General features: G+C 70.5%; 22 protein-coding genes and 1 tRNA gene. 13 read left to right on the top strand and 10 right to left on the bottom strand.

The window, feature by feature from the left end:
• Positions 1-7: 7 nt before the first annotated feature.
• A complete protein-coding gene (locus ABZ532_RS23325; RefSeq protein WP_361286904.1) occupies positions 8-601 on the top strand; it encodes a TetR/AcrR family transcriptional regulator in 594 nt (197 codons plus the stop codon).
• A 91-nt stretch (positions 602-692) separates the two neighbouring features.
• Here ABZ532_RS23325 and ABZ532_RS23320 read toward each other — a convergent pair whose 3' ends face one another.
• The 3 genes from ABZ532_RS23320 to ABZ532_RS23310 all read right to left on the bottom strand — a co-directional run bounded on the left by ABZ532_RS23320 (position 693) and on the right by ABZ532_RS23310 (position 3,973).
• Entirely contained in the window at positions 693-1,925 is a 1,233-nt protein-coding gene (locus tag ABZ532_RS23320) for an acyl-CoA dehydrogenase family protein (RefSeq protein WP_361286901.1), read from the bottom strand.
• Between the two features lie 8 nt (positions 1,926-1,933).
• Positions 1,934-2,956 (bottom strand): phosphotransferase family protein, encoded by a 1,023-nt coding sequence (locus ABZ532_RS23315; RefSeq protein WP_361286899.1) that lies wholly within the window; start codon positions 2,954-2,956, stop codon positions 1,934-1,936.
• Positions 2,957-3,061: 105 nt separating this feature from the next.
• Positions 3,062-3,973 (bottom strand): MBL fold metallo-hydrolase, encoded by a 912-nt coding sequence (locus tag ABZ532_RS23310; protein ID WP_361286896.1) that lies wholly within the window; start codon positions 3,971-3,973, stop codon positions 3,062-3,064.
• A 197-nt stretch (positions 3,974-4,170) separates the two neighbouring features.
• Between ABZ532_RS23310 and ABZ532_RS23305 the strand changes: the two genes are divergently transcribed.
• A complete protein-coding gene (locus tag ABZ532_RS23305; RefSeq protein WP_361286893.1) occupies positions 4,171-5,106 on the top strand; it encodes an NADP-dependent oxidoreductase in 936 nt (311 codons plus the stop codon).
• A 79-nt stretch (positions 5,107-5,185) separates the two neighbouring features.
• Here ABZ532_RS23305 and ABZ532_RS23300 read toward each other — a convergent pair whose 3' ends face one another.
• Genes ABZ532_RS23300 through ABZ532_RS23290 form a run of 3 tightly spaced genes read right to left on the bottom strand, consistent with a single transcriptional unit; the run spans position 5,186 to position 6,454 of the window.
• Positions 5,186-5,506, bottom strand: a complete 321-nt coding sequence (locus ABZ532_RS23300; RefSeq protein ID WP_361286889.1) for a DUF202 domain-containing protein — start codon at positions 5,504-5,506, stop codon at positions 5,186-5,188.
• Complete coding sequence (locus ABZ532_RS23295) at positions 5,503-5,892, bottom strand: DUF202 domain-containing protein (RefSeq protein ID WP_361286886.1); 390 nt, start codon at positions 5,890-5,892, stop codon at positions 5,503-5,505. Before ABZ532_RS23295 ends, ABZ532_RS23300 begins: the two co-directional genes overlap by 4 nt.
• A 10-nt stretch (positions 5,893-5,902) precedes the next feature.
• Positions 5,903-6,454 (bottom strand): NUDIX domain-containing protein, encoded by a 552-nt coding sequence (locus tag ABZ532_RS23290; RefSeq protein WP_361286883.1) that lies wholly within the window; start codon positions 6,452-6,454, stop codon positions 5,903-5,905.
• Between the two features lie 156 nt (positions 6,455-6,610).
• Here ABZ532_RS23290 and ABZ532_RS23285 point away from each other — a divergent pair, with 156 nt between their 5' ends.
• The 5 genes from ABZ532_RS23285 to ABZ532_RS23265 all read left to right on the top strand — a co-directional run bounded on the left by ABZ532_RS23285 (position 6,611) and on the right by ABZ532_RS23265 (position 12,612).
• Positions 6,611-8,266 carry an FAD-binding dehydrogenase gene (locus ABZ532_RS23285; RefSeq protein ID WP_361286880.1) on the top strand — a complete coding sequence of 552 codons (1,656 nt, stop codon included), beginning with the start codon at positions 6,611-6,613 and terminating at the stop codon, positions 8,264-8,266.
• Positions 8,267-8,547: 281 nt separating this feature from the next.
• The gene (locus ABZ532_RS23280; RefSeq protein WP_361286877.1) at positions 8,548-9,504 is read left to right on the top strand and encodes a hypothetical protein; all 957 of its coding nucleotides are present in this window, start codon (positions 8,548-8,550) and stop codon (positions 9,502-9,504) included.
• A gap of 60 nt (positions 9,505-9,564) precedes the next feature.
• On the top strand, positions 9,565-11,136 hold the full coding sequence (locus ABZ532_RS23275; protein ID WP_361286874.1) for an APC family permease: 1,572 nt from the start codon (positions 9,565-9,567) through the stop codon (positions 11,134-11,136).
• Between the two features lie 149 nt (positions 11,137-11,285).
• Positions 11,286-12,005: a molybdopterin-dependent oxidoreductase gene (locus tag ABZ532_RS23270; protein ID WP_361287100.1), complete on the top strand. Its 720-nt coding sequence runs from the start codon at positions 11,286-11,288 to the stop codon at positions 12,003-12,005.
• Complete coding sequence (locus tag ABZ532_RS23265; RefSeq protein ID WP_361286871.1) at positions 11,947-12,612, top strand: cytochrome b/b6 domain-containing protein; 666 nt, start codon at positions 11,947-11,949, stop codon at positions 12,610-12,612. The genes ABZ532_RS23270 and ABZ532_RS23265 overlap by 59 nt, the downstream gene beginning before the upstream one ends.
• Positions 12,613-12,683: 71 nt before the next feature.
• Here ABZ532_RS23265 and ABZ532_RS23260 read toward each other — a convergent pair whose 3' ends face one another.
• Positions 12,684-13,205 carry a gluconokinase gene (locus tag ABZ532_RS23260; RefSeq protein WP_361286868.1) on the bottom strand — a complete coding sequence of 174 codons (522 nt, stop codon included), beginning with the start codon at positions 13,203-13,205 and terminating at the stop codon, positions 12,684-12,686.
• A gap of 357 nt (positions 13,206-13,562) precedes the next feature.
• Here ABZ532_RS23260 and ABZ532_RS23255 point away from each other — a divergent pair, with 357 nt between their 5' ends.
• Together ABZ532_RS23255 and ABZ532_RS23250 are read left to right on the top strand one after the other, a co-directional pair.
• Positions 13,563-15,026, top strand: coding sequence for an amino acid permease (locus ABZ532_RS23255; RefSeq protein WP_361286865.1), 1,464 nt, complete (start codon positions 13,563-13,565; stop codon positions 15,024-15,026).
• A 162-nt stretch (positions 15,027-15,188) separates the two neighbouring features.
• A complete protein-coding gene (locus ABZ532_RS23250) occupies positions 15,189-16,286 on the top strand; it encodes an S-(hydroxymethyl)mycothiol dehydrogenase (RefSeq protein WP_361286862.1) in 1,098 nt (365 codons plus the stop codon).
• Between the two features lie 30 nt (positions 16,287-16,316).
• Here the strand turns inward: ABZ532_RS23250 and ABZ532_RS23245 are convergent, their stop codons facing one another.
• Together ABZ532_RS23245 and ABZ532_RS23240 are read right to left on the bottom strand one after the other, a co-directional pair.
• Complete coding sequence (locus ABZ532_RS23245; protein ID WP_361286859.1) at positions 16,317-17,225, bottom strand: pseudouridine synthase; 909 nt, start codon at positions 17,223-17,225, stop codon at positions 16,317-16,319.
• A 105-nt stretch (positions 17,226-17,330) separates the two neighbouring features.
• Positions 17,331-17,418: transfer RNA gene (locus tag ABZ532_RS23240), tRNA-Leu, on the bottom strand.
• Between the two features lie 190 nt (positions 17,419-17,608).
• Here ABZ532_RS23240 and ABZ532_RS23235 point away from each other — a divergent pair.
• The 3 genes from ABZ532_RS23235 to ABZ532_RS23225 all read left to right on the top strand — a co-directional run bounded on the left by ABZ532_RS23235 (position 17,609) and on the right by ABZ532_RS23225 (position 20,271).
• Positions 17,609-18,934: a M20/M25/M40 family metallo-hydrolase gene (locus ABZ532_RS23235; protein WP_361286856.1), complete on the top strand. Its 1,326-nt coding sequence runs from the start codon at positions 17,609-17,611 to the stop codon at positions 18,932-18,934.
• A gap of 186 nt (positions 18,935-19,120) precedes the next feature.
• Positions 19,121-19,354, top strand: coding sequence for a chaplin ChpH (gene chpH / locus ABZ532_RS23230; protein WP_361286853.1), 234 nt, complete (start codon positions 19,121-19,123; stop codon positions 19,352-19,354).
• A gap of 131 nt (positions 19,355-19,485) precedes the next feature.
• Entirely contained in the window at positions 19,486-20,271 is a 786-nt protein-coding gene (locus tag ABZ532_RS23225) for a chaplin (protein WP_361286850.1), read from the top strand.
• 79 nt (positions 20,272-20,350) lie between these two features.
• Here ABZ532_RS23225 and ABZ532_RS23220 read toward each other — a convergent pair whose 3' ends face one another.
• Entirely contained in the window at positions 20,351-20,539 is a 189-nt protein-coding gene (locus ABZ532_RS23220) for a DUF5703 family protein (RefSeq protein ID WP_175410115.1), read from the bottom strand.
• A gap of 47 nt (positions 20,540-20,586) precedes the next feature.
• Between ABZ532_RS23220 and ABZ532_RS23215 the strand changes: the two genes are divergently transcribed.
• Positions 20,587-21,258 (top strand): hypothetical protein, encoded by a 672-nt coding sequence (locus ABZ532_RS23215; protein ID WP_361286847.1) that lies wholly within the window; start codon positions 20,587-20,589, stop codon positions 21,256-21,258.
• Positions 21,259-21,330: the final 72 nt, after the last annotated feature.

The raw sequence follows: 21,330 nt of genomic DNA, 5'->3' as shown, positions 1-21,330 counted from the left end.
GGCGGCAATGGCCAGGACAACGGACGGGAACGGCACCCCCGTCCCCCAGAGGCTGCTGGCCACGGCCACCCGGCTCTTCGCCGGACAGGGCTACGACCGCACCTCCGTCCAGGAGATCGTGGAGACGGCCGGAGTCACCAAAGGCGCCCTCTACCACTACTTCGGCTCCAAGGAGGACCTCCTCCAGGAGGTCTACGCCCGAGTGCTGCGTCTCCAGCAGGAGCGTCTGGACGCCTTCGCCGGGGCCGACGCGCCGGTCGAGCAGCGCCTGCGCGCCGCGGCCGCCGATGTCGTCGTGACCACCATCGAGAACCTCGACGACGCCTCGATCTTCTTCCGCTCCATGCACCACCTCAGCCCGGAGAAGAACAAGCAGGTCCGTGCCGAGCGCCGGCACTACCACGAGCGTTTCCGGGCGCTGATCGAGGAGGGTCAGCGCAGCGGGGTGTTCTCCGACGCGACCCCGGCCGACCTGGTCGTGGACTACCACTTCGGCTCGGTCCACCACCTGTCCACCTGGTACCGGCCCGACGGGCCGCTCAGCCCGCAGCAGGTCGCCGACCACCTCGCCGATCTGCTGCTGCGGGCCCTGCGTCCCTAGGCCGTGTTTGAGTACCCGTCCGCCCGGCGGGCGGGGCTCGCGGCGTCCGGTGCGTGCCATCGCCAGGCGGTGGGGGTACCCCACTCAGGCGCTACCGGTACTTCTTCAGCTCCTGCCGCGCCAGCGACCGCTGGTGCACCTCGTCCGGACCGTCCGCCAGCATCAGCGTCCGCGCCCCGGCCCACAGCTCGGCCAGCGGGAAGTCCTGGCTGACGCCGCCCGCACCGTGGACCTGGACCGCCCGGTCGAGGATGTCCACGACGGCACGCGGAGTGGCGATCTTGATGGCCTGGATCTCGGTGTGTGCCCCCCTGTTGCCCGCGGTGTCCATCAGCCAGGCGGTCTTGAGCACCAGCAGCCGCAGTTGCTCGACCGTGACCCGCGCGTCCGCGATCCAGGACTGGACGACACCCTGCTGGGCGATCGCCTTGCCGAACGCGGTACGGGACACCGCCCTGCGGCACATCAGCTCGATGGCCCGCTCGGCCATGCCGATGAGCCGCATGCAGTGGTGGATACGGCCCGGCCCGAGGCGTGCCTGGGCGATCGCGAAGCCGCTGCCCTCCTCGCTGATCAGGTTGGACGCCGGTACGCGCACGTTGTCGAAGACGACCTCGGCGTGGCCGCCGTGCAGATGGTCCTCATAGCCGTACACCGTCATCGCGCGCCGGACCTCGAGCCCGGGGGTGTCGCGCGGGACCAGGATCATCGACTGCTGACGCCGGATGTCGGGATTCCCGGGGTCGGTCTTGCCCATCACGATGAAGATCCTGCAGTTCGGGTTCATCGCACCGGAGATGTACCACTTGCGGCCGTTGATGACGTACTCGTCCGTGCCGTCCGTGCCCTGCGCGGCCCGCTCGATCCGCGTCTCGATGTTGGTGGCGTCCGACGAGGCCACGGCGGGCTCGGTCATCGCGAACGCCGAGCGGATCTCGCCGGCCAGCAGCGGCTCCAGCCACTGCTTCTTCTGCTCGTCGGATCCGAAGAGCGCGAGCACCTCCATGTTCCCGGTGTCCGGGGCGGCGCAGTTCAGCGCGGTGGGAGCGAGATGCGGGGAGCGGCCCGTGATCTCGGCGAGCGGTGCGTACTGGAGATTGGTCAGCCCGGCCCCGTACTCCGAATCCGGGAGGAACAGGTTCCACAGCCCCTGCCTGCGGGCCTCCGCCTTGAGGTCCTCGATGACCGCGGGGGTGTCCCAGGGGGAGGCCGACCGGACGAGCTGCTCGTGCGCGACCGCCTCTGCCGGATACACGTGTTCGTCCATGAAGGCGAGCAGCCTGGCCCGCAGTTCCTCGGTGCGTGCGTCGAACGCGAAGTCCATGGGGTTGATCAGCCTTCCTGAAGGGTGGTGAGGCCGTGCTCGATGAAGACGGGCACGAGTTCGCCGATGCGGTCGAAGCCCGCGCCGACGGTCTGGCCCAGGGTGTAGCGGTAGTGGATGCCCTCCAGGATCACGGCGAGCTTGAACCATGCGAAGGCCGTGTACCAGGCGATCGCGGAGGTGTCCCGGCCGGAGCGGGCGGCGTAGCGCCCGACCAGCTCGGCGGGGTCCGGATGGCCCGCGGCCCCGGCCGTCGTGCTGATGGGAGAGCCGGGCAGCTCCAGCTTCTGGCTGTACATCACCAGCAGCCCGAGGTCGGTGAGGGGATCGCCGAGTGTGGACATCTCCCAGTCGAGGATCGCCCTGATCCGGTCGTCCTCGCCGATCAGTACGTTGTCGAGGCGGTAGTCGCCGTGGATGACGGTGGCCCGCGGTGACGCCGGAAGCGAGCGGCCGAGGGTGGCGTGCAGCTCGTCGATGCCCGCCAGCTCCCTGCTGCGGGAGGCGTCGAGCTGCTTGCCCCAGCGGCGCAGCTGCCGGTCGAGGAAGCCGTCGGGGCGCCCGAAGTCGCCGAGCCCCACCGCGGAGGGCTCCACGGCGTGCAGCTCGACCAGCGTGTCGACCAGGCCGAGCACGGCGCCCCGGGTGCGCTCCGGGCCGAGCGGAGCGAGCTCTTCGGCAGTGCGGTACGGGGTGCCGTCGACGAACTCCATGACGTAGAACGGCGCCCCCATGACCGTGTCGTCCTCGCACAGCAGCACGGGCCGCGGCACCGGTACCGCCGTGGGGTGCAGCGCGCTGATGACCCGGTGCTCGCGCCCCATGTCATGGGCGGTGGCCAGGACGTGTCCCAGTGGGGGCCTGCGGACCACCCAGCGGTTCGAACCGTCGGTCACGGCATACGTGAGGTTGGACCGGCCGCCCTGGATCAGCCGGGCACTGAGCGGTCCGCTCACCAGGCCGGGCAGCACGTGGTCGAGATGGCCGCGCAGCCGCTCGGGGTCGAAGCCTGGCGGGGGGACTGAGCTCATGGGGCACCTCCGGTGGGGCTGCGGGTCGTCTCCCCCTCATCATGACCGACCGGTCGGTATGTCGTCCAGGGTCCGGCCGGCCGGGACCCGCTGAGAGCCCTGCGATCAGGCGTGGCAGGCCACCGGCACCCCGCCGTTCAGCACCGCCATGTCCCCGAAGACGGCGACCGGATCGAGCGGCGAACCACCCGGCAGACCGTCGAGCTCCGCGTAGGCGCGGTGCAGGTTCGCCACCAGCCGCTCGCTCTCGCGCAGGTCCCCGAACTCACCGAGGTCAGCCCCCTTGGCCGCCTCCAGCGGCGTCAGCCCCTTGGTGTGCGCGACCTCGGCGATCTCCGCGACGAAGCGCAGATAGCGCTCGGTCGCGTCGTAGGCGCCGGGGTCGGTGACCGGACCGTGCCCGGGTACGACGACCGTGGCGTCCAGCGAACGCAACAGCTCCAGCGCCTTCAGCGAGCCGGTGAGCGAGCCCATCGGGATGAACGGCGTACCCCCGTTGAAGATCAGGTCCCCCGTGAAGACCACACCGTGCTCCGGCAGGTGCACGATCGTGTCGCCGACGGTGTGCGCCACACCGGGGTGGATCAGCCGTACCTCGGTGCCCCCGGCGTACAGGGTCAGGCGCTCGCTGTACGTGACCTCCGGCGCGGTGATCGCGATGTCGCCGAAGTCGGTGCCGGGCCAGATGAGGTGGAGCTGGTGCCCGGCGGCGATGACCTCACTGCGGCAGGCCTCGTGGCCGACGACCGTCGCCTCCGGGCGGAAGACGGCGTTCCCGTAGGTGTGGTCCCCGTGGTGGTGCGTGTTGACGAGCAGCCGCGGCGCCGGGGCGCCTGTCGCGAGCAGCGCCTCCCGCAGCAGCAGGGCGCGGTGCTCGGTGGCGGTCGTGTCGACGAGGAGGGTGGCATCCCCGTCGCTGACGAACCCGGCGTTGTTGAGGCACCAGCCGCCGTCGGGCTGGACGTAGGCGTACACGGACGGTGCGAGCGGAACGGTGTACGGATCGGTCGCGGGCACTGCGGCTCCCCGGGAGAGTCGTCGGCTGAGGTCGGGTCGCGGCCGGTCGGCGTCGGTGGCGGCCGGCTGACGGGAGCAGCCTTCCCGGCCGGTCGGCGCCCGTCCAGTGCTCCGCCCGGTGGAGGCTGCCCCTGCCTGGGCCGTGTCCACGGCGCTTCTGCTTGCACACGGCCCCCTCGAGCCCGAGTGTCGGACCCATGAAGGCGATCAGCTACAGCCGCTACGGCGGTCCCGAAGTCCTGGAGTACGGGGAGCTCCCCGAGCCCAAGCTCGGACCCGACAGCGTCCTGGTCAAGGTGCGGGCGGCGGCCGTCAACCCGGTCGACTGGAAGTGCCGCGAAGGCTACCTGGACGGGCTCATCGACGCCGTCTTCCCGGTGATTCCCGGCTGGGACGTCTCCGGGGTCGTGGTGCAGCCAGGGGCTTCCGCCCCCGAGTTCTCCGTCGGTGACGAGGTCATGGGTTATGTCCGCGAGGACTTCCTCTCCCGGGGCACCTTCGCCGAATACGTGGCCGCCCCGGTCCGCACCCTCGCCCGCAAGCCCCGCAACCTCAGCTTCGAGGAGGCGGCCGGCCTGCCTCTCGCCGGGCTCACCGCCTACCAGGTCCTCACCCATGACCTCGGTGTGGGCACCGGTGACACCCTCCTCGTGCACGCCGCGGCCGGCGGGGTCGGCTCGATGGCGGTACAACTCGCCCGCCACTTCGGCGCCCGGGTGATCGGCACCGCGAGCGAGTCGTCCCACGCGTACGTGCGTGAGCTCGGCGGGGAGCCGGTGACCTACGGCGAAGGGCTCGCGGACCGCGTGCGGGCCCTCGCGCCCGACGGTGTGCAGGCCGTCTTCGACACCATCGGCGGCGAGGCGCTCAGCGCCTCCGCCGAACTGCTGGCACAAGGCGGCCGGATCGCGTCCATCGCGGATCCGGCCGTCACCACCCTGGGTGGGCACTACGCGTTCGTGCGCCCCAACACCGCGGACCTCTACCGGCTCAGCGAGCTCGCCGAGGAGGAGGTCATCTCCGTGCACGTGGCCCGCAGCCTCCCGCTGGAGGAGACCGCCGAAGCCCACCGGCTCAGCCAGAGCGGGCACACCCGCGGGAAGATCGTCGTCACCGTCGACTGGGAGAGCTGACGCGCCCCGCGCATACGGCCCCGGCGCGCCGGCCCGGCAGGGGAGCAGGGCGGGGCAGGACGGCACGGGGCAGGGCGGATCACCAGACGATCGCCACGGCGAACGCCGCCAGCGCGAGAGTGCAGGCGGCGGCGCCGAGGGCCTGGGCCGGTGGCATCGCACCCGGTGGGCGCGCCATGGCCATCGCCCCGATGCGCCGGTGAGCCACCGTCAGGAACCCCAGCCACACCAGCGCGCTCAGCCCGAGCGCCACCAGATCGCCGCCCCGGATCTCCTCATGGTGGACGACCTGCCGCGCCGCCAGCACCGCGGCGACCGTGAACGCCAGCGTCGTACGCCGCCATGCAAGCCGCGTCCGCTCCGGCTGCAAGCCCGGGTCGCGTGCCGCGTCGCCGCTCACCGCGGTCCCCAGGCGATGACCACCACCATCGTGACCGACACAGCGCCCACGACGAGCGCCAGCACCGTGGGGAAGCGCGACACCGGCAGATCCTCGCCCCGCCGCATCGCCCGCTCGCACCGCACCCAGTGGTTGACCCCGCGCAGGGCGCACAGCACGCCGGCGCCGATCAGCGCCAGGGACAGACCTACGCGCACACCCCAGCGCAGCTCCGGCAGGAACTGGTCGACGGCGAAGCCGCCCGCGATCAGGGCGAGCGCCGTACGGATCCAGGCGAGGAACGTGCGCTCATTGGCGAGCGAGAAGCGGTAGTCGGGAGTCTCGCCCTCTTCCCGGATCCGCCCCGGCGACACCCACAGCCGCAGATTCCGTACGAATTCGCTCACGCGCCGCACCCTACCCGCGGTGGGCGCGCAGACGTTCGTAGGCGGCCAGGCCGTCCGGTACCCACGCCCAGGTGCCCAGCCGGGCATCCAGCTCCTGCTGCGGCAGGAAGTCGTACCAGGCGACCTCCTCGGCCTGCGGACGCACCGGGAGCAGGCACGGCACCTCGTACACGGCCGACCACCACGTCTGCCGGATCCCGTCCCGGCCGGGGGCGGAGGCCTCGTACAGGAACCTGAAGAGCGGGACCGGACGCGGGAGCCCACTGACGCCCAGCTCCTCCTCGGCCTCACGCAGCGCCGCGTCGTCGTACGACTCGCCCGCGCCGACGACACCACCGACGAACATGTCGTACAGCGAGGGGAAGACCAGCTTCGTCGCCGTGCGACGGTGCACGAAGATCCGGCCCTGTGCGTCCCTGGCCTGGACGAACACACAGCGGTGGCGCAGACCGCGCGCGTACGCCTCGCCCCGCGCGGCCCGGCCGATGACCTCGTCGCGCTCGTCGACGATGTCCAGGATCTCCTCGGAAGGGCCCGGAGCGGCGTCGGTGTCGTCTCTCATGCCGTCCATCCAATCAGCAGCCCGAAGCCGGTTCGTCCAGCCGGTTCGTCCAGCCGGTTCGTCCCGGACTGTTGACGAGTTACCCGCGCGTACCGAAGATCGGAGCCACCGCAGAGGTCCGCGCCGCAGGCGCCCGCTCCGAGAGGGTCCCAACCCATGGCGTACGACGCCGATGTCATCGTGATCGGGGCAGGGCTCTCGGGCCTCGTGGCCACCGCCGAGCTCGTGGACGCGGGCCGCCGCGTGATCCTGCTCGACCAGGAGCCGGAGCAGTCCGTCGGCGGACAGGCGCACTGGTCCTTCGGCGGACTGTTCCTCGTGGACTCGCCCGAGCAGCGCCGAATGCGTATCAAGGACAGCCACGCACTCGCCCTCCAGGACTGGCTGGGCACGGCGGGTTTCGACCGTGACGAGGATGTGTGGCCGCGGCGCTGGGCCGAGGCGTACACCGACTTCGCCGCGGGCGAGAAGCGGTCCTGGCTGCACGCCCAGGGAGTGCGGTTCTTCCCGGTGGTCGGCTGGGCGGAGCGCGGCGGCTACGGGGCGATCGGGCACGGCAACTCGGTGCCGCGCTTCCACATCACCTGGGGGACCGGGCCCGGACTGGTCGAGCCGTTCGAGCGACGTGTCAGGGCGGGCGCCGCACGCGGCCTGGTCGATCTGCGCTTCAGGCACCGGGTGACCGGGCTCGGCCGCACGGACGGCAGTGTGGACACCGTCACCGGGGAGATCCTGGAGCCGTCCGCGGTGGCGCGAGGGGAAGCGAGCAGCCGGGAGGTCACCGGCTCCTTCGAGCTGCGCGCCCAGGCCGTGATCGTCACTTCCGGCGGCATCGGCGGCAACCACGACCTGGTACGCGCCCAGTGGCCCGAACGGCTCGGCACGCCGCCCGCCAAGCTGCTGTCCGGTGTGCCCGCCCATGTCGACGGGCTGATGCTCGGGATCGCCGAATCCGCCGGGGCGAGCCACATCAACCGCGACCGGATGTGGCACTACACCGAGGGCATCGAGAACTGGAACCCCATCTGGGCGCGGCACGGCATCCGCATCCTGCCCGGCCCCTCCTCGCTCTGGCTGGACGCACGCGGAAACCGGCTCCCTGTACCCCTGTTCCCCGGATTCGACACGCTCGGGACGCTGGAGCACATCATGCGCACCGGCCATGACCACACCTGGTTCGTCCTCGACCAGCGGATCATCGGCAAGGAGTTCGCCCTGTCCGGCTCCGAGCAGAACCCCGACCTCACAGGCAAGTCGGTGCGCGGGGTCATCGGGCGCGCCCGCGCCGAAGTGCCGGGACCGGTCAAGGCGTTCATGGACCACGGTGTGGACTTCGTGGTCGAGAGGGACCTCGGGGCCCTGGTGCGCGGAATGAACGCGCTCACCAAGGAACCGCTCATCGACGAGAACCGGCTGCGCCGCGAGATCACCGCACGCGACCGGGAGATCGCCAATCCCTTCACCAAGGACCTCCAGGTGACGGCGATCCACGGAGCCCGCAAGTACCTCGGCGACAAGCTCATCCGCACCGCCGCGCCGCACCGCATACTCGACCCGGCCGCCGGGCCGCTCATCGCCGTTCGGCTGAACATCCTCACCCGCAAGTCGCTGGGCGGCCTTGAGACCGACCTGTCGTCGCGGGTGCTCACCGCGGACGGGGAGCCGCTGCCCGGGATGTACGCCGCGGGGGAGGCGGCCGGCTTCGGCGGAGGCGGTGTGCACGGCTACCGCGCTCTCGAGGGCACCTTCCTGGGCGGCTGCATCTTCTCGGGCCGAGCGGCGGGGCGTGCGGCGGCGAAGGCGGTCGGCTGAGGAGGCGGTACGGGCGACGCGCGCCGGGCGGGGTGGGTGCCCGCGACGCGTGCGACCGAGGAGCGGATGCCCGCGGCGCGCGCCTGACGAGGTGGGTGCCCGGGCGGTGCGGGCCTGACGGGGATACGGGGCCAACCAGCCATATCCACAAGTGTGTTGCTCATCCGCGGGGCCGCCCTTGACGCGGAGCCTTGCCTACCGCTTTGCTGTGCGCGACCGTTCGCTCACATCCCGCGTTCATCACGTGAAGCGCTCATCACACGCAGAAGGAAGCCCAGCGGATGCCCCCACCTCCGCCGCTCGGACGTGCACGACGTCGCGGTGCGCGCACCGGGCCCGCCTTCGACCCGGCACTTGGCGACCTCGAGCTCATCGCCACCCGCACCAAGCTGGCCCAGGGCCGGTGGACGGCCGCGCGTTCCCTGCTGGCCGCGACCAGGGACGACTGGGATCGCAGAGGACACCGTCTGCTGGCGCTCGGTGATGCCCCGTCGGCCGCCGCCTGGGCGCGTGAATGGCTGCTGGCGGAACCCGGCAGCCCCGATGCCACCGCGCTGCTTGCCAGCGCGTCCGTCAGCGCGGCCCTGCGCCGTACGGAGCACCCGGACCAGGCGCGTACGGCCTGTCTGACCGCCGCCGGACTCGCTCCCGAGGATCCGAGCCCCTGGCTGGCGTTACTGGTGCTCGCCCGCAGCCTCGGCACCGAGGGCGAGGTGGTGCGCCTTTTCGACGAGGTCCGGGCCCGGTACCCCGAGCACCACCACGCCCACCATCTGATGGCCGCCCGGCTCGCCGAACGCCACCCCGACGCGGGCCAGGACCCGCTCCACGAGGTGTACGACTTCGCTTCCTGGGCCGCCGAACAGGCTCCGGCCGACTCCCCGCTGGCCATCCTTCCGGTCGTCGCCCACGCCGAGCGCTACCGGGTGCTGGCGGCCAGCGGCAGTGAGTCCGCCGACCCGCTGACCTCGGGGCACTGGACCGGCCGCCGTGCTCGGCAGGTCATGAAGGCCGCCTTCGACTGGTGGCTCGAGTGGGAACGCGAGGACCACCCCCGCAACCGCGTCGACCTCAACTTCCTCGCCCACGCCAAGTTCTGCGAGGGCCGGCCCGCGGAGGCCGCCGCGCTCTTCCACCGGATCGGCTCGCACGCCACTCCCGCTCCCTGGTCGTATCCGGACCAGGATCCGCACCACGCGTTCCAGGCCGCGCGCAGAGCCGCGCTCGGCACCGTCTGACCGAACGCCCCTTCGACTGCTCTGACTGCTCCGACTCCGATCTGAGAGGCCGAAACCGCCATGTCGCCGAGCACTTCGCATACGCGCGCCGCCACCTCCACGAGCGCCGCGTCCAGTGAGTCCAGTGAGATCAACACCTACAAGGGGCAGGACCGCGCCCTGCGGGCCGACCGGCTCGGCACCGCCGGTCTGCTGCTCTCGGTACTCGCCGCCAGCGCGCCGCTGATGGTCGTCGCCGGGGTCATGCCCACCGTGTTCGGTGTCATGGGCATGCTTGGCCAGCCGCTGCTCTATGTCATCCTCGGCGTCGTCCTGATGCTGTTCGGGGTCGGATACTCCGAGATGAGCCGCCATGTGCACAACGCCGGCGCCTTCTACGCGTACATTGCCCGCGGCCTCGGCCCCACCGCGGGCGCCGGGGCCTCCTACGTTGCCCTGGTGGCGTACAGCGCCATGCAGGTCGGCATCTACGGCATCCTCGGCTTCGAGATCTCCGGCCTGATGGCCACGCATCTCGATCTGACGGTCGCCTGGTGGATACCCGCCCTGGCCGCCGCTGCCCTCGTCGCCGCACTGGGCTGGCTCAAGATCGACCTCAATGCCAGGGCCCTCGGCGTACTCCTCGTCATCGAGTGCACCCTTGTCGTGATCTTCGATGTCGCCGCGCTCACCGATCCGGGTCCCGAGGGGGTTTCGTTCGCCGCCTTCGACCCCGGCACCCTCGCCGGGGCGGGGCTCGGCACCGCGCTGTGCTTCTGCATCGCCGCGTTCATCGGCTTCGAGCAGTCCCCCGTGTACGCGGAGGAGACCAGCCGTCCCCAGGTGATCGTCTCGCGGGTGATGTTCCTGGCCGTGGGATTCGTGGCCCTGTTCCTGGCGCTCGGTGCCTGGGCGCTCACGGTGGCCACCGGACCCGGCGCGGTCGTCGACGCGGCGGCCGAGCAGGGGCCGGGGCTGCTCTTCTCACTCACCGAGACCCGGCTCGGCGGCACCTTCACCGATGTGCTCCACGTCCTCTTCGTCACCGGCATGTTCGCGGCACTCCTGAGCTTCCACAACGTGGTGGCCCGGTACGCCTTCGCCATGGGCCGCGAGGGGCTGCTGCCCGCCGCCTTCGGCCGCACGAGTTCGGCGAGTGGCGCCCCCGCGACCGGATCCCTGCTCCAGTCGGCCGTCTCGGTCCTCGTCGTCATCGCCTTCGCCGCGGGCGACGGACTTCCCGCAGGTGATCCCACCACCCCCGTGCTGCGTCTGTTCACCTGGATGGGCAACGTCGGCGCGCTGGGTGTCATCCTGCTCATGGCCGCCGCCTCCTTCGCCGTGATCGCGTTCTTCGCCCGGCGCGGCGCCGCGCGGGCGCAGGCGTGGCGGCTCACGGCATCCGCGCTCGCGGGCCTGGCTCTCGTGGGGGTCGCGGTCTACACGGTGAAGGACTTCGACGTGCTGATCGGCGCCGGACCCGGCTCCTCGCTCAACTGGATCCTGCCGGGGATCATCGGCCTCGCACTGGTCGCCGGTCTGCTCTACGGCGTGGTGCTCAGGACCGTACGCCCCGAGGTGCACGCGCGTATCGGCCTGGGCAACGAGGCCTTCCAGCTCGAGCGGGCCGCGGAGCGCGGGGAGCCCCGCTGAACTTACGAAAAGATCAGTAGAGCCGATTCTTAAGGAAGTCTGACAAACGCCCGCGGTCACTGGATTCCCGTGACCGCGGGTGTTCGAATCGCCATGTGAACGACCCGAACCCCGGTCCGGATCCCACTCCGGAGCCGGACCCGACCCCCATCCCGGACCCGGACGGTCAGGGCACGCCCCTCGGGCGGCGCGTCCTGCTCTCCGTGCTCGGCCTCGGCGCCGCAGGCGTGGCCACCGCCCCGTACCTCCAGCGGGGCCTCGAGTCCGTCCTCGGCTCGATCGCGGACAAGGACCCCACCAAGCTCACCGGTCTGCTCCCCAACGGCGGCGGCTTCCGCTACTACTCGGTCGCCTCCTCCGTACCGCACAAGGGCGAGGCGGACTACCGTCTCACCGTCGACGGACTGGTCGAGCGGCCCTCGACGTACACCCTCGACGCGCTCCGGGCCCTGCCGCAGACCCGGGTGGAGCGCGACGTCCAGTGCGTCACCGGCTGGCGGGTGCCCCGCACGCCCTTCGAAGGCGTGACACTTTCCGCGCTGCTCGACGCGGCCGGGGTGCGGCCCGAGGCCCGGGCGATCCGTTTCACCTGCTTCGACGGCACGTACAGCGAGAGTCTCACGCTGGACCAGGCGCGCCGCTCGGATGTCCTGGTCTGCCTGCGGATGCAGGACGAGCCGCTCAGCCACACACACGGCGGCCCGGTGCGCCTCTTCGTGGCACCCATGTACTTCTACAAGTCCGCGAAATGGCTGTCCGGAATCTCGCTGACCTCCAAGGTGCAGCCCGGCTACTGGGAGGAGCGGGGCTATGACATCGACGCCTGGGTCGGCCGGTCCAACGGCCGGGACGACGCACCCACCGTCTGAGAAGGACCCGAAGGCACGCAGGTTCAGCCGCGCCGAGCGCTGGGTCCACCGCGCCACCGCCTTCCTGATGCTGCTGTGCGTGGCCACCGCGGCCTGTCTGTACCTTCCCGAGCTCGCCGAGCTCGTCGGCCGCCGCTACCTCGTGGTGACCCTGCACGAGTGGTCCGGACTGCTGCTGCCGGTGCCGTTCCTGCTCGGTCTCGCCTCGCGTGCGTTCCGGACCGACCTGGGCCGGCTCAACCGCTTCGGGCGGCACGACCGGCAGTGGCTGGCCGCGGTGCGGCGCCGGCTGCACGGCCCCGCGCACCGCCCCGCGGGCAAGTTCAACGCCGGGCAGAAGATCTTCGCCGCCTGGATCGCGGGCGCGGTGCTGGTGATGCTCGGCACGGGGTTGCTGATGTGGTTCACACACCTCACGCCACTGGTGTGGCGGACCAGCGCGACCTTCGTCCACGACTGGCTGGCGCTCACGGTCGGCATCGTCATCGCCGGGCACATCGGCATGGCCGTCGCCGACCCGGAGGCGCGCCGCGGTATGCGCACCGGGTCGGTCGAGCGCCCCTGGGCCAGGCGGGAACACCCGCTCTGGGACCCCGACAGGGACTGACTCCCAGGGCGGGTCCCGCATGGTGCTCCCCCAGGACCTGACCGGGGCCGAGATCATCACCCGTACGCGGTTCAGGACCCTTCGAAGCCCCCGGTCCGTTGCAGCGCCGCGACGGCCCGACCGGTGATGTCGCCGGGAGACCCGGTCACATCGACGGTGACACCGGACTCGTCCTGCTCGAGCGGCTCCAGGGTCGCGAACTGGGAGTCGAGCAGCGCGGTCGGCATGAAGTGCCCCGCGCGCTCCGCCATGCGCCGTTCGATGAGCGCGCGGTCCCCGCTGAGGTGGAGGAACACCACCCCGGGGGCCGCCGCGCGCAGCCGGTCGCGGTAGCTCCGCCGCAGCGCCGAGCAGGAGACCACTCCGCCCCTGCCCGCCCTGCCGGCCGCCCAGCGGCCGATCGCGTCGAGCCAGGGCAGGCGGTCCGCGTCATCCAGCGGGATCCCGGCCGACATCCTGGCGATATTGGCCTGCGGATGGAAGTCGTCGCCTTCCGCGTACGGAACGCCCAGGTGTGCGGCGACCAGGGGAGCGATCGTGGTCTTCCCGGTCCCCGCCACACCCATCACCACGACGACGGGAGCATTGCTCATCGGTGCCTCGCTGTCTCCATCGACACGAACCCGGCTGCTGCTGCCGTCATCATCCGATGCCGTCCTCGTCCAGGTCGCCGAGGCCGTTCGCGAAGGCGACGCGGATCTCGCCCGTTGATATCGGGTGCACAGCGGAACTTCTTGAATACCTTGCATCACTTGTCGAAACCTCTGAAAAACCTCAGATTCATACCTTAGTGAGCTTGATCACTGCCAAAATCCCAGGGTTGCCGTGAGTATGTGGTCTCGGGCCCTCTGCGCCCCCATGCCTTGTTGCGGTGACCGACCTTCTCCACAGCGAAGGCCGCCCGGTGGACGACCGGGACCGCACACCCCCTCACGAAGGCGAACAGCTCTATGAGTGACCGCACTATGACTGCGGCCGAAACGCCCATCGCCGGGACCCCCGCCACGGGCACTCCCCACGTGGACGCCGGTGACGCCGGGTACCGCAAGGACCTCAAGTCACGCCACATCAACATGATCGCAATCGGTGGCGCCATCGGTACAGGCCTCTTCCTTGGTGCCGGTGGCCGAATGGCCAACGCCGGCCCCTCGCTCTTCATCGCCTACGCGGTCTGCGGTGTCTTCGCCTTCTTCGTCGTGCGCGCGCTCGGCGAGCTCGTCCTCTACCGGCCGTCATCCGGTGCCTTCGTCTCGTACGCCCGCGAGTTCATGGGTGAGAAGGGCGCCTACACGGCCGGCTGGCTGTACTTCCTCAACTGGTCGACGACCGCTGTGGCGGACATCACGGCCGCGGCCACCTACGCTCACTTCTGGGCGATGTTCAGCGACGTCCCGCAGTGGGTGCTCGCCTTGATCGCGCTCGCCGTGGTGCTCGCCGCCAACCTCATCTCGGTGAGGTACTTCGGCGAGATGGAGTTCTGGTTCGCGATCATCAAGGTCGCCGCGCTGGTGGTCTTCATGCTCGTCGGCATCTACCTGGTCGCGACCCAGCACGAGGTCGGCGGCCACACCCCGGGCCTCGCCACCATCGCGGACAACGGCGGCATCTTCCCCAACGGCATGATGCCGATGCTGCTGCTCATCCAGGGCGTCGTCTTCGCCTACGCCTCCGTCGAGCTCTGCGGCGTCGCCGCCGGTGAGACCGAGAACCCCGAGAAGATCATGCCGAAGGCGATCAACTCGATCATGTGGCGCGTCGGCCTCTTCTACGTCGGTTCCGTCGTGCTGCTCGCCCTGCTGCTGCCGTACACCGCGTACTCCGGCGACCAGAGTCCGTTCGTCACCGTCTTCAACAAGCTCGGCATCCCCGGTGGTGCCCATGCGATGAACCTCGTGGTGCTCACCGCCGCCCTGTCCAGCCTGAACTCCGGCCTCTACTCCACCGGCCGCATCCTGCGCTCCATGTCGCTCTCGGGCTCCGCGCCCAGGTTCACCGGTGTGATGAACAAGGGCGGCGTCCCCTACGGCGGCATTCTGCTCACCGCGGGCTTCGGCGTCGCCGGCGTGCTCCTGAACTACGTCATGCCCGGCGAGGCCTTCGAGCTGGTGCTCAACTTCGCCTCGATCGGCATCATCGGCACCTGGGGCATGATCATGCTCTGCTCCCTGCTGTTCTGGCACCGTTCCAAGGACGGCCGGGTCACCCGCCCGGGTTACCGGCTGCCCTGGGCTCCGTACACCCAGCTGATCACGCTGGCGTTCCTCGCCTCCGTGCTGGTCCTGATGTGGATGGACGGCGGCATCAGCCGCACCACGGTCAACCTCGTCCCGCTGATCGCGCTCGTGCTCGTCGGCGGCTGGTACCTCGTGCGCGGCAAGGTCAGCAGGATCGCCGCGGGCCGGACCAAGCGCTGAGGCCACCAGGCCCGGGGCGCGTTCACAAGCCCCCGCACGCTCGGGCCCCCCGACGGAAGATCCGTCGGGGGGCCTCGCAGTCGGCGCCTCCCCGAGCATGGTGATGCGGTACACATGCAGTACGCACCTGTCCCGAGGATCCCGAGGAAGGGAAGCACCGCAATGCCGCAGCAGGTCAAGGGGGTCGTCGCCCCAGGCAAGAACGAGCCCGTCCAGGTCATGGAGATCACCATCCCCGACCCGGGGCCCGGCGAGGCCGTGGTGAAGATCCAGGCCTGCGGGGTCTGCCACACCGACCTCCACTACAAACAGGGCGGCATCAGCGACGACTTCCCCTTCCTGCTCGGCCATGAGGCTGCGGGCATCGTGGAGTCGACCGGACCGGGTGTCACCGACGTCGCCCCCGGCGACTTCGTGATCCTCAACTGGCGCGCCGTGTGCGGCCGCTGCCGCGCCTGTCTGCGCGGCAGGCCCTGGTACTGCTTCGACACCCACAACGCCCACCAGAAGATGACGCTGGCGAGCGGACCGCGGGCGGGCACGGAGCTCTCCCCTGCGCTCGGTATCGGTGCCTTCGCCGAGAAGACCCTGGTCGCAGCCGGTCAGTGCACCAAGGTCGACCCCGAGGCCAGCCCCGCCGTGGCCGGGCTGCTGGGCTGCGGAGTCATGGCCGGCATCGGCGCCGCGATCAACACCGGAAACGTCGGCCGTGGCGACTCCGTGGCCGTCATCGGCTGCGGCGGCGTCGGCGACGCGGCGATCGTGGGTTCCCGGCTCGCGGGAGCCGCCCGCATCATCGCCGTCGACATCGACGACCGGAAGCTGGAGACCGCCCGCTCCATGGGCGCCACCCACACCGTCAACTCCCGTACCACCGACCCGGTCGAGGCCGTACGCGAGCTCACCGGCGGCTTCGGCGCCGATGTGGTCATCGAGGCCGTCGGCAACCCCGAGACCTACCGCCAGGCCTTCTACGCCAGGGACCTGGCAGGCACCGTCGTCCTCGTCGGCGTGCCCACCCCGGAGATGAAGCTCGAACTCCCGCTCCTGGACGTGTTCGGCCGCGGTGGCGCGCTCAAGTCCTCCTGGTACGGGGACTGTCTGCCGTCCCGCGACTTCCCCATGCTCATCGACCTGCACCGGCAGGGCCGTATCGACCTGGGTGCCTTCGTCACCGAGACGATCGGCCTGGGCGACATCGAGAAGGCCTTCGCCCGGATGCACGAGGGCGATGTGCTGCGCTCCGTGGTGGTGCTGTAGCCGTAGCCCAGGATGTGACCTGGTGGGTCGTCACCAGGCTGCGAGTGCCAGCCTGCTCTCGAAGCGGCGCTCCCGCCCCGTGAGCGGATCGACGAACTCCAGCGACCGCGCGAGCAACTGCAAGGGCAGGGAGTAGTCCGTCCCGCCGCCGGGCTCCTCGTCCCGCACCACCGGATACACGGGGTCGTGCAGGATGGGGAGCCCCAGCCGGTTCATATGCACCCGCAGCTGGTGGGTCCGGCCGGTCGCCGGCACAAGCCGGTACCGGCCGAGCCCACCGCGGTGCTCCAGCAGCTCGATACGGCTCTCGCTGTTCGGCTCGCCGTGCACCTCGCGGGCCGCCAGCACCCCCCGTTCCTTCTCGATCCGGCTGCGGACCGTGACCGGAAGCGCGACCGCGGGGTCGAACGGCGCCACCGCCTCGTATTCCTTGCGCACCAGCCGGTCCCGGAACAGCGTCTGGTACGCCCCGCGGTCCTCGGGCCGCACCACGAACAGCACGAGACCCGCCGTCAGCCGGTCGAGCCGGTGGGCGGGCTGCAAGCGCGCCAGCCCCAGATCCCGCCGCAGCCGGGCGAGCGCGGTCTCGGTGATGTGCCGGCCGCGCGGAGTGGTGGCGAGGAAGTGCGGTTTGTCGGCGATCACCAGGCGCTCGTCCCGGTACACGATCCCCACCTCGAACGGCACCCGCTCCTCGGCCGCGAAGTCCCGGTGGAACCACAGCTGACGGCCCGCGGTGTACGGCTCGTCCGCGGCGACGGGACCGTCCGCCGAGACGAACCGTCCCTCGCGCAGCATCGCCTCCACCTTCGCGGCGCCGATCGCCGCGCCGAACCGCTCGACGAGATGCTCCCGCAGGCTGGGCCAGGCCCCCTCCGGGTCGGCGGGCAGCCGGATGCGCACGGGGTCGATCCCGTCCCGCTGCGGCAGCGGTGCCACCGGCGCCGTCCGTCGTCTGCGTCCCACAGTTCCCGCACCCAGTGCCCAGTAGCTCGCCAGAAGGCCCAGAAAAGCAGAAAACCCCTGATCAACAGGGGTCCTCGCTGGTGTCCGAGGGGGGACTTGAACCCCCACGCCCGATAAAGGGCACTAGCACCTCAAGCTAGCGCGTCTGCCATTCCGCCACCCGGACAAGGTGTCTGTCTTCCGGCCCGCGGCCGTTCCGACGTGGAAAACCATAGCAAACATTCGCGGGTGCTCGATCACGTCCCCGGCTGCCGGCCCGGGAGGTGCCGCATGCCGGTAGGCGGGCGCTCTTGGGGCGCGGGCACGGTGCGCGGGAGGATGTGAGGGACCACCGAGCGACAGCGGGAGGAAACAGCGTGAGCGAGTCGAGCACCGGCCGGACGATCGCCGGCGAGGACGAGGTCGTCGACCTCTGTCGCGATCTGATCAGGATCGACACCAGCAACTACGGCGACCACTCGGGCCCGGGGGAGCGGGCAGCCGCCGAGTACGTCGCGGAGAAGCTCGCCGAGGTCGGCCTGGAGCCGAAGATCATCGAGTCCCACAAGGGACGGGCCTCCACCGTGGCGCGAATCGAGGGCGAGGACCCGTCCCGGCCCGCACTGCTGATCCACGGCCACACCGACGTCGTGCCGGCCAACGCGGACGACTGGACCCACCACCCGTTCTCCGGGGAGATCGCCGACGGCTGCGTCTGGGGGCGGGGCGCGGTGGACATGAAGGACATGGACGCGATGACCCTCGCGGTCGTACGGGACCGGCTGCGCAGCGGCCGCAAGCCCCCGCGTGACGTGGTGCTGGCCTTCCTCGCCGACGAGGAGGCCGGAGGCCTCTACGGTGCGCGCTACCTCGTCGACAAGCATCCGGATCTCTTCGAAGGCGTGACGGAGGCGATCGGCGAGGTCGGGGGGTTCTCCTTCACCGTGAACGAGAACCTGCGGCTCTATCTGGTCGAGACGGCGCAGAAGGGCATGCACTGGATGCGGCTCACCGTCGAAGGCACCGCGGGGCACGGCTCGATGACCAACAGCGACAACGCCATCACCGAGCTGTGCGAGGCGGTCGGCAGGCTCGGGCGGCACACCTGGCCGGTGCGCGTCACCAAGACCGTACGGTCCTTCCTGGACGAGCTTTCCGACGCGCTCGGCACCCCGCTCGACCCCGAGGACATGGACGCCACCCTCGCCAAGCTGGGCGGGATCGCCAAGATGATCGGCGCGACGCTGCGCAACTCGGCCGCGCCCACCATGCTCGGCGCCGGCTACAAGGTGAACGTGATCCCGGGGCAGGCCACCGCGCATGTCGACGGGCGCTTCCTGCCGGGGTACGAGGAGGAGTTCCTGACCGATCTCGACCGGCTGCTCGGGCCTCGGGTGAAGCGTGAGGACGTGCACGCGGACAGGGCGCTGGAGACCAGCTTCGACGGCGATCTCGTGGACGCGATGCAGTCGGCGCTGAAGGCCGAGGACCCCATCGCGCGGGCTGTGCCGTACATGCTCTCCGGAGGCACCGACGCCAAGTCCTTCGACGATCTCGGGATTCGCTGCTTCGGTTTCGCACCGCTGAAGCTGCCGCCCGAGCTGGACTTCGCCGGGATGTTCCACGGGGTGGACGAGCGGGTTCCGGTCGAGGGGCTGAAGTTCGGCGTCCGGGTGCTGGACCGATTCCTCGATGCGAGCTGACGGGCTGTTCCGGGCGCGGGGGCCGCTCTGAGCTGCCGGATTTTCAGCCGTTCCCGTATTCGGCCGTGCGTACGTACTTGACTGAAAAGAGTGAATGGGACCATACGCTAGTAGCTCCATTACTTCCCCCTCGTTACAAGGTGTGCGGTCCGCGGCTGGGATCGCATTGCCAACAAGGAGGAAGTAATGATCAAGAAGGTCGTCGCTGCTGCGGCTGCCACCGGTGGTCTGGTTCTCGCGGGTGCGGGGATGGCCGTCGCCGACTCCGGTGCTCAGGGCGCTGCCGTGCAGTCCCCGGGCGTGCTGTCCGGCAATGTCATCCAGGCGCCGATCCACGTTCCGGTGAACGTCTGCGGCAACACGGTCTCCGTGATCGGGCTGCTGAACCCGGCCTTCGGCAACTACTGCCAGAACGCGTGACGTTGCACCTCGATTCCTGAGGAGTCCGGCGGCCCCGGAGTGCGCGCCGCGTGCTCCGGGGCCGTTGACATTCCGCCTCCGGGCGACAGCGCCCGGGGGTGTTCCGGAAGTCAGAAGGCAGGGAACTACGTATGCGACAGGTCACGCGAAAAGGCCTGATCACCATGGCTGCCGCGGGCGGAATGCTCGCCCTGAGCGGTGGCTACGCACAGGCGCACGGTGGCGCTGATGCCCACGGCAGTGCGTCGAATTCACCGGGGGTCCTCTCCGGAAACGCGGTCCAGGTTCCGGTGCACGTCCCGGTCAACGTCTGCGGCAACACCGTCAATGTCGTTGGGCTGCTGAACCCCGCGTTCGGAAACCGCTGCGCCAACGGCTCGGGTGAGGGCGGCGGCGGAGCCCACGCCGGTGGCGGGACCACGAACTCGCCGGGGGTCGGATCCGGAAACACGGTCCAGGTTCCTGTCGATGTTCCCGTGAATGCGTGCGGGAACAGCGTGACGGTCATCGGCCTCGGCAATGCGGCCGTCGGCAACGGCTGCCGCAACGGCGAGGGCACCGACGTTCCGGGAGAGCCCGGCGAACCTGGTGAGCCGGGGGAGCCGGGAGAGCCGGGTGAGCCTGGGGAACCTGGGGAACCTGGTGAGCCGGGGGAGCCGGGGGAGCCGGGGGAGCCGGGGGAGCCGGGGGAGCCGGGGGAACCTGGTGAACCTGGTGAACCTGGTGAGCCGGGCCAGCCCGGAACGCCGGAGACGCCGACCGTCCCGAACACCCCGGGAACCAACACCGTCACCCCGCCCAGGGCCACGGACCAGCTCGCGCACACCGGTGCGGGCTCGCTCGGCTTCGTGCTCCCCGCGGGCGCCGCACTGCTCGGCGGTGCGATCCTCTACCGCAAGGCCCGCGCCTCAGCGTGAGCGAGACGCTACCCAGCGGCGTGTAAACGGATCGGGCCCGCAGCAGCGGGCCCGATCCGTCTTTTCCTGCGGCAGGGACTCACCATGTGGCGCGAACCTGACGAATGATGCGCCGGCGCAGCCGCACCTTGCGGCTGCCATCCCGGCGGAGACTCAGTCGGTCCAACTCCCAGTGTCCGTACTCGGCATGGTCGGTCAGCAGACGGGTCGCCTCCTTGCGAGAGACCCCGCGCGGCACATACACGTCGACAAATTCGTATTCCGGCATCGCATCTATTGTGCGGGCAGAGCCCCGGTACGGATAGCGTCTTCCCTATGTCTGATGCATCCGCTCCTGAGCAGCCCGCAGCTGCCGAGGTTCGCGCCGCCGCCGAGGCGGTCAAAGCCGCGCTGGACCGTCACCTCGAAGCGGTCGAGCGCCGCACGGGAGAGGACGACCCGGCGGTATACGACGCCTTCAACGCTCTCGCCGCGGCAGCCGAGGCCTATGACGAACGCCTGTATGACCGCTATGACGAAGTCACCCCCTTCGAGATTCCCGGAGCGGATGACTCCCTTCCGTCCTATGCCGGTCCCGAAGAGCCAAACGCCCTGAGCGTGCTCATCCGGCGTGACTACGCCGTGGCTCACCCGCAGCGACTGCTCGCCCAGGCCCAGCGCATCGCCGATGTGGACCGGGACGACACCCCCGACCGTACGGCGGCCATGGTGGGCACCAGCGTGCACGCCGCGCTCGGCGTGCTCTTCGGTGAGTACGAAGCGGATGAAATCGCGTCCCGGCACAAGGAGTTCGGCCTCGAGGAGGGAGACTCCACGCTGTGGGTCTCCGCGCTGGACGAGCTCCCCGAGCCGGGGGAATGGCTGAGTACGCCGTTCGACCAGGCTGACCCCGAGCGGGTGGTGTGCCGCTTCGACGTCAGCGCGGTCTTCGACGAGGACGATCTCGACGAGGACCTCGACGGCGACCTGGACTCGGCGGACACCTGACCGGCCCCGAGGACGCTTCGGTCCCGGACCGCCCGCCCGAGCCGCCGTCAGGCGGGCGGTCCGCTGGCCGGG

This window comes from Streptomyces sp. NPDC019396 (assembly GCF_040632375.1).
Taxonomy (GTDB): Bacteria; Actinomycetota; Actinomycetes; order Streptomycetales; family Streptomycetaceae; genus Streptomyces.
Note: the sequence above shows the minus strand (reverse complement) of the source record. Positions and strands in the feature narration are given on the sequence as shown.

What these genes read in the sequence shown, in the direction of transcription:
- ABZ532_RS23315 (WP_361286899.1), bottom strand. Translation starts at nt 2,956, where the DNA reads ATGAGCTCAGTCCCCCCGCCAGGCTTCGACCCCGAGCGGCTGCGCGGC.
- ABZ532_RS23265 (WP_361286871.1), top strand. Translation starts at nt 11,947, where the DNA reads ATGACATCGACGCCTGGGTCGGCCGGTCCAACGGCCGGGACGACGCAC.
- ABZ532_RS23325 (WP_361286904.1), top strand. Translation starts at nt 8, where the DNA reads ATGGCCAGGACAACGGACGGGAACGGCACCCCCGTCCCCCAGAGGCTG.
- ABZ532_RS23285 (WP_361286880.1), top strand. Translation starts at nt 6,611, where the DNA reads ATGGCGTACGACGCCGATGTCATCGTGATCGGGGCAGGGCTCTCGGGC.
- ABZ532_RS23220 (WP_175410115.1), bottom strand. Translation starts at nt 20,539, where the DNA reads ATGCCGGAATACGAATTTGTCGACGTGTATGTGCCGCGCGGGGTCTCT.
- ABZ532_RS23250 (WP_361286862.1), top strand. Translation starts at nt 15,189, where the DNA reads ATGCCGCAGCAGGTCAAGGGGGTCGTCGCCCCAGGCAAGAACGAGCCC.
- ABZ532_RS23280 (WP_361286877.1), top strand. Translation starts at nt 8,548, where the DNA reads ATGCCCCCACCTCCGCCGCTCGGACGTGCACGACGTCGCGGTGCGCGC.
- ABZ532_RS23255 (WP_361286865.1), top strand. Translation starts at nt 13,563, where the DNA reads ATGAGTGACCGCACTATGACTGCGGCCGAAACGCCCATCGCCGGGACC.
- ABZ532_RS23290 (WP_361286883.1), bottom strand. Translation starts at nt 6,454, where the DNA reads ATGAGAGACGACACCGACGCCGCTCCGGGCCCTTCCGAGGAGATCCTG.
- ABZ532_RS23225 (WP_361286850.1), top strand. Translation starts at nt 19,486, where the DNA reads ATGCGACAGGTCACGCGAAAAGGCCTGATCACCATGGCTGCCGCGGGC.
- ABZ532_RS23260 (WP_361286868.1), bottom strand. Translation starts at nt 13,205, where the DNA reads ATGAGCAATGCTCCCGTCGTCGTGGTGATGGGTGTGGCGGGGACCGGG.
- ABZ532_RS23320 (WP_361286901.1), bottom strand. Translation starts at nt 1,925, where the DNA reads ATGGACTTCGCGTTCGACGCACGCACCGAGGAACTGCGGGCCAGGCTG.
- ABZ532_RS23215 (WP_361286847.1), top strand. Translation starts at nt 20,587, where the DNA reads ATGTCTGATGCATCCGCTCCTGAGCAGCCCGCAGCTGCCGAGGTTCGC.
- chpH (WP_361286853.1), top strand. Translation starts at nt 19,121, where the DNA reads ATGATCAAGAAGGTCGTCGCTGCTGCGGCTGCCACCGGTGGTCTGGTT.
- ABZ532_RS23305 (WP_361286893.1), top strand. Translation starts at nt 4,171, where the DNA reads ATGAAGGCGATCAGCTACAGCCGCTACGGCGGTCCCGAAGTCCTGGAG.
- ABZ532_RS23275 (WP_361286874.1), top strand. Translation starts at nt 9,565, where the DNA reads ATGTCGCCGAGCACTTCGCATACGCGCGCCGCCACCTCCACGAGCGCC.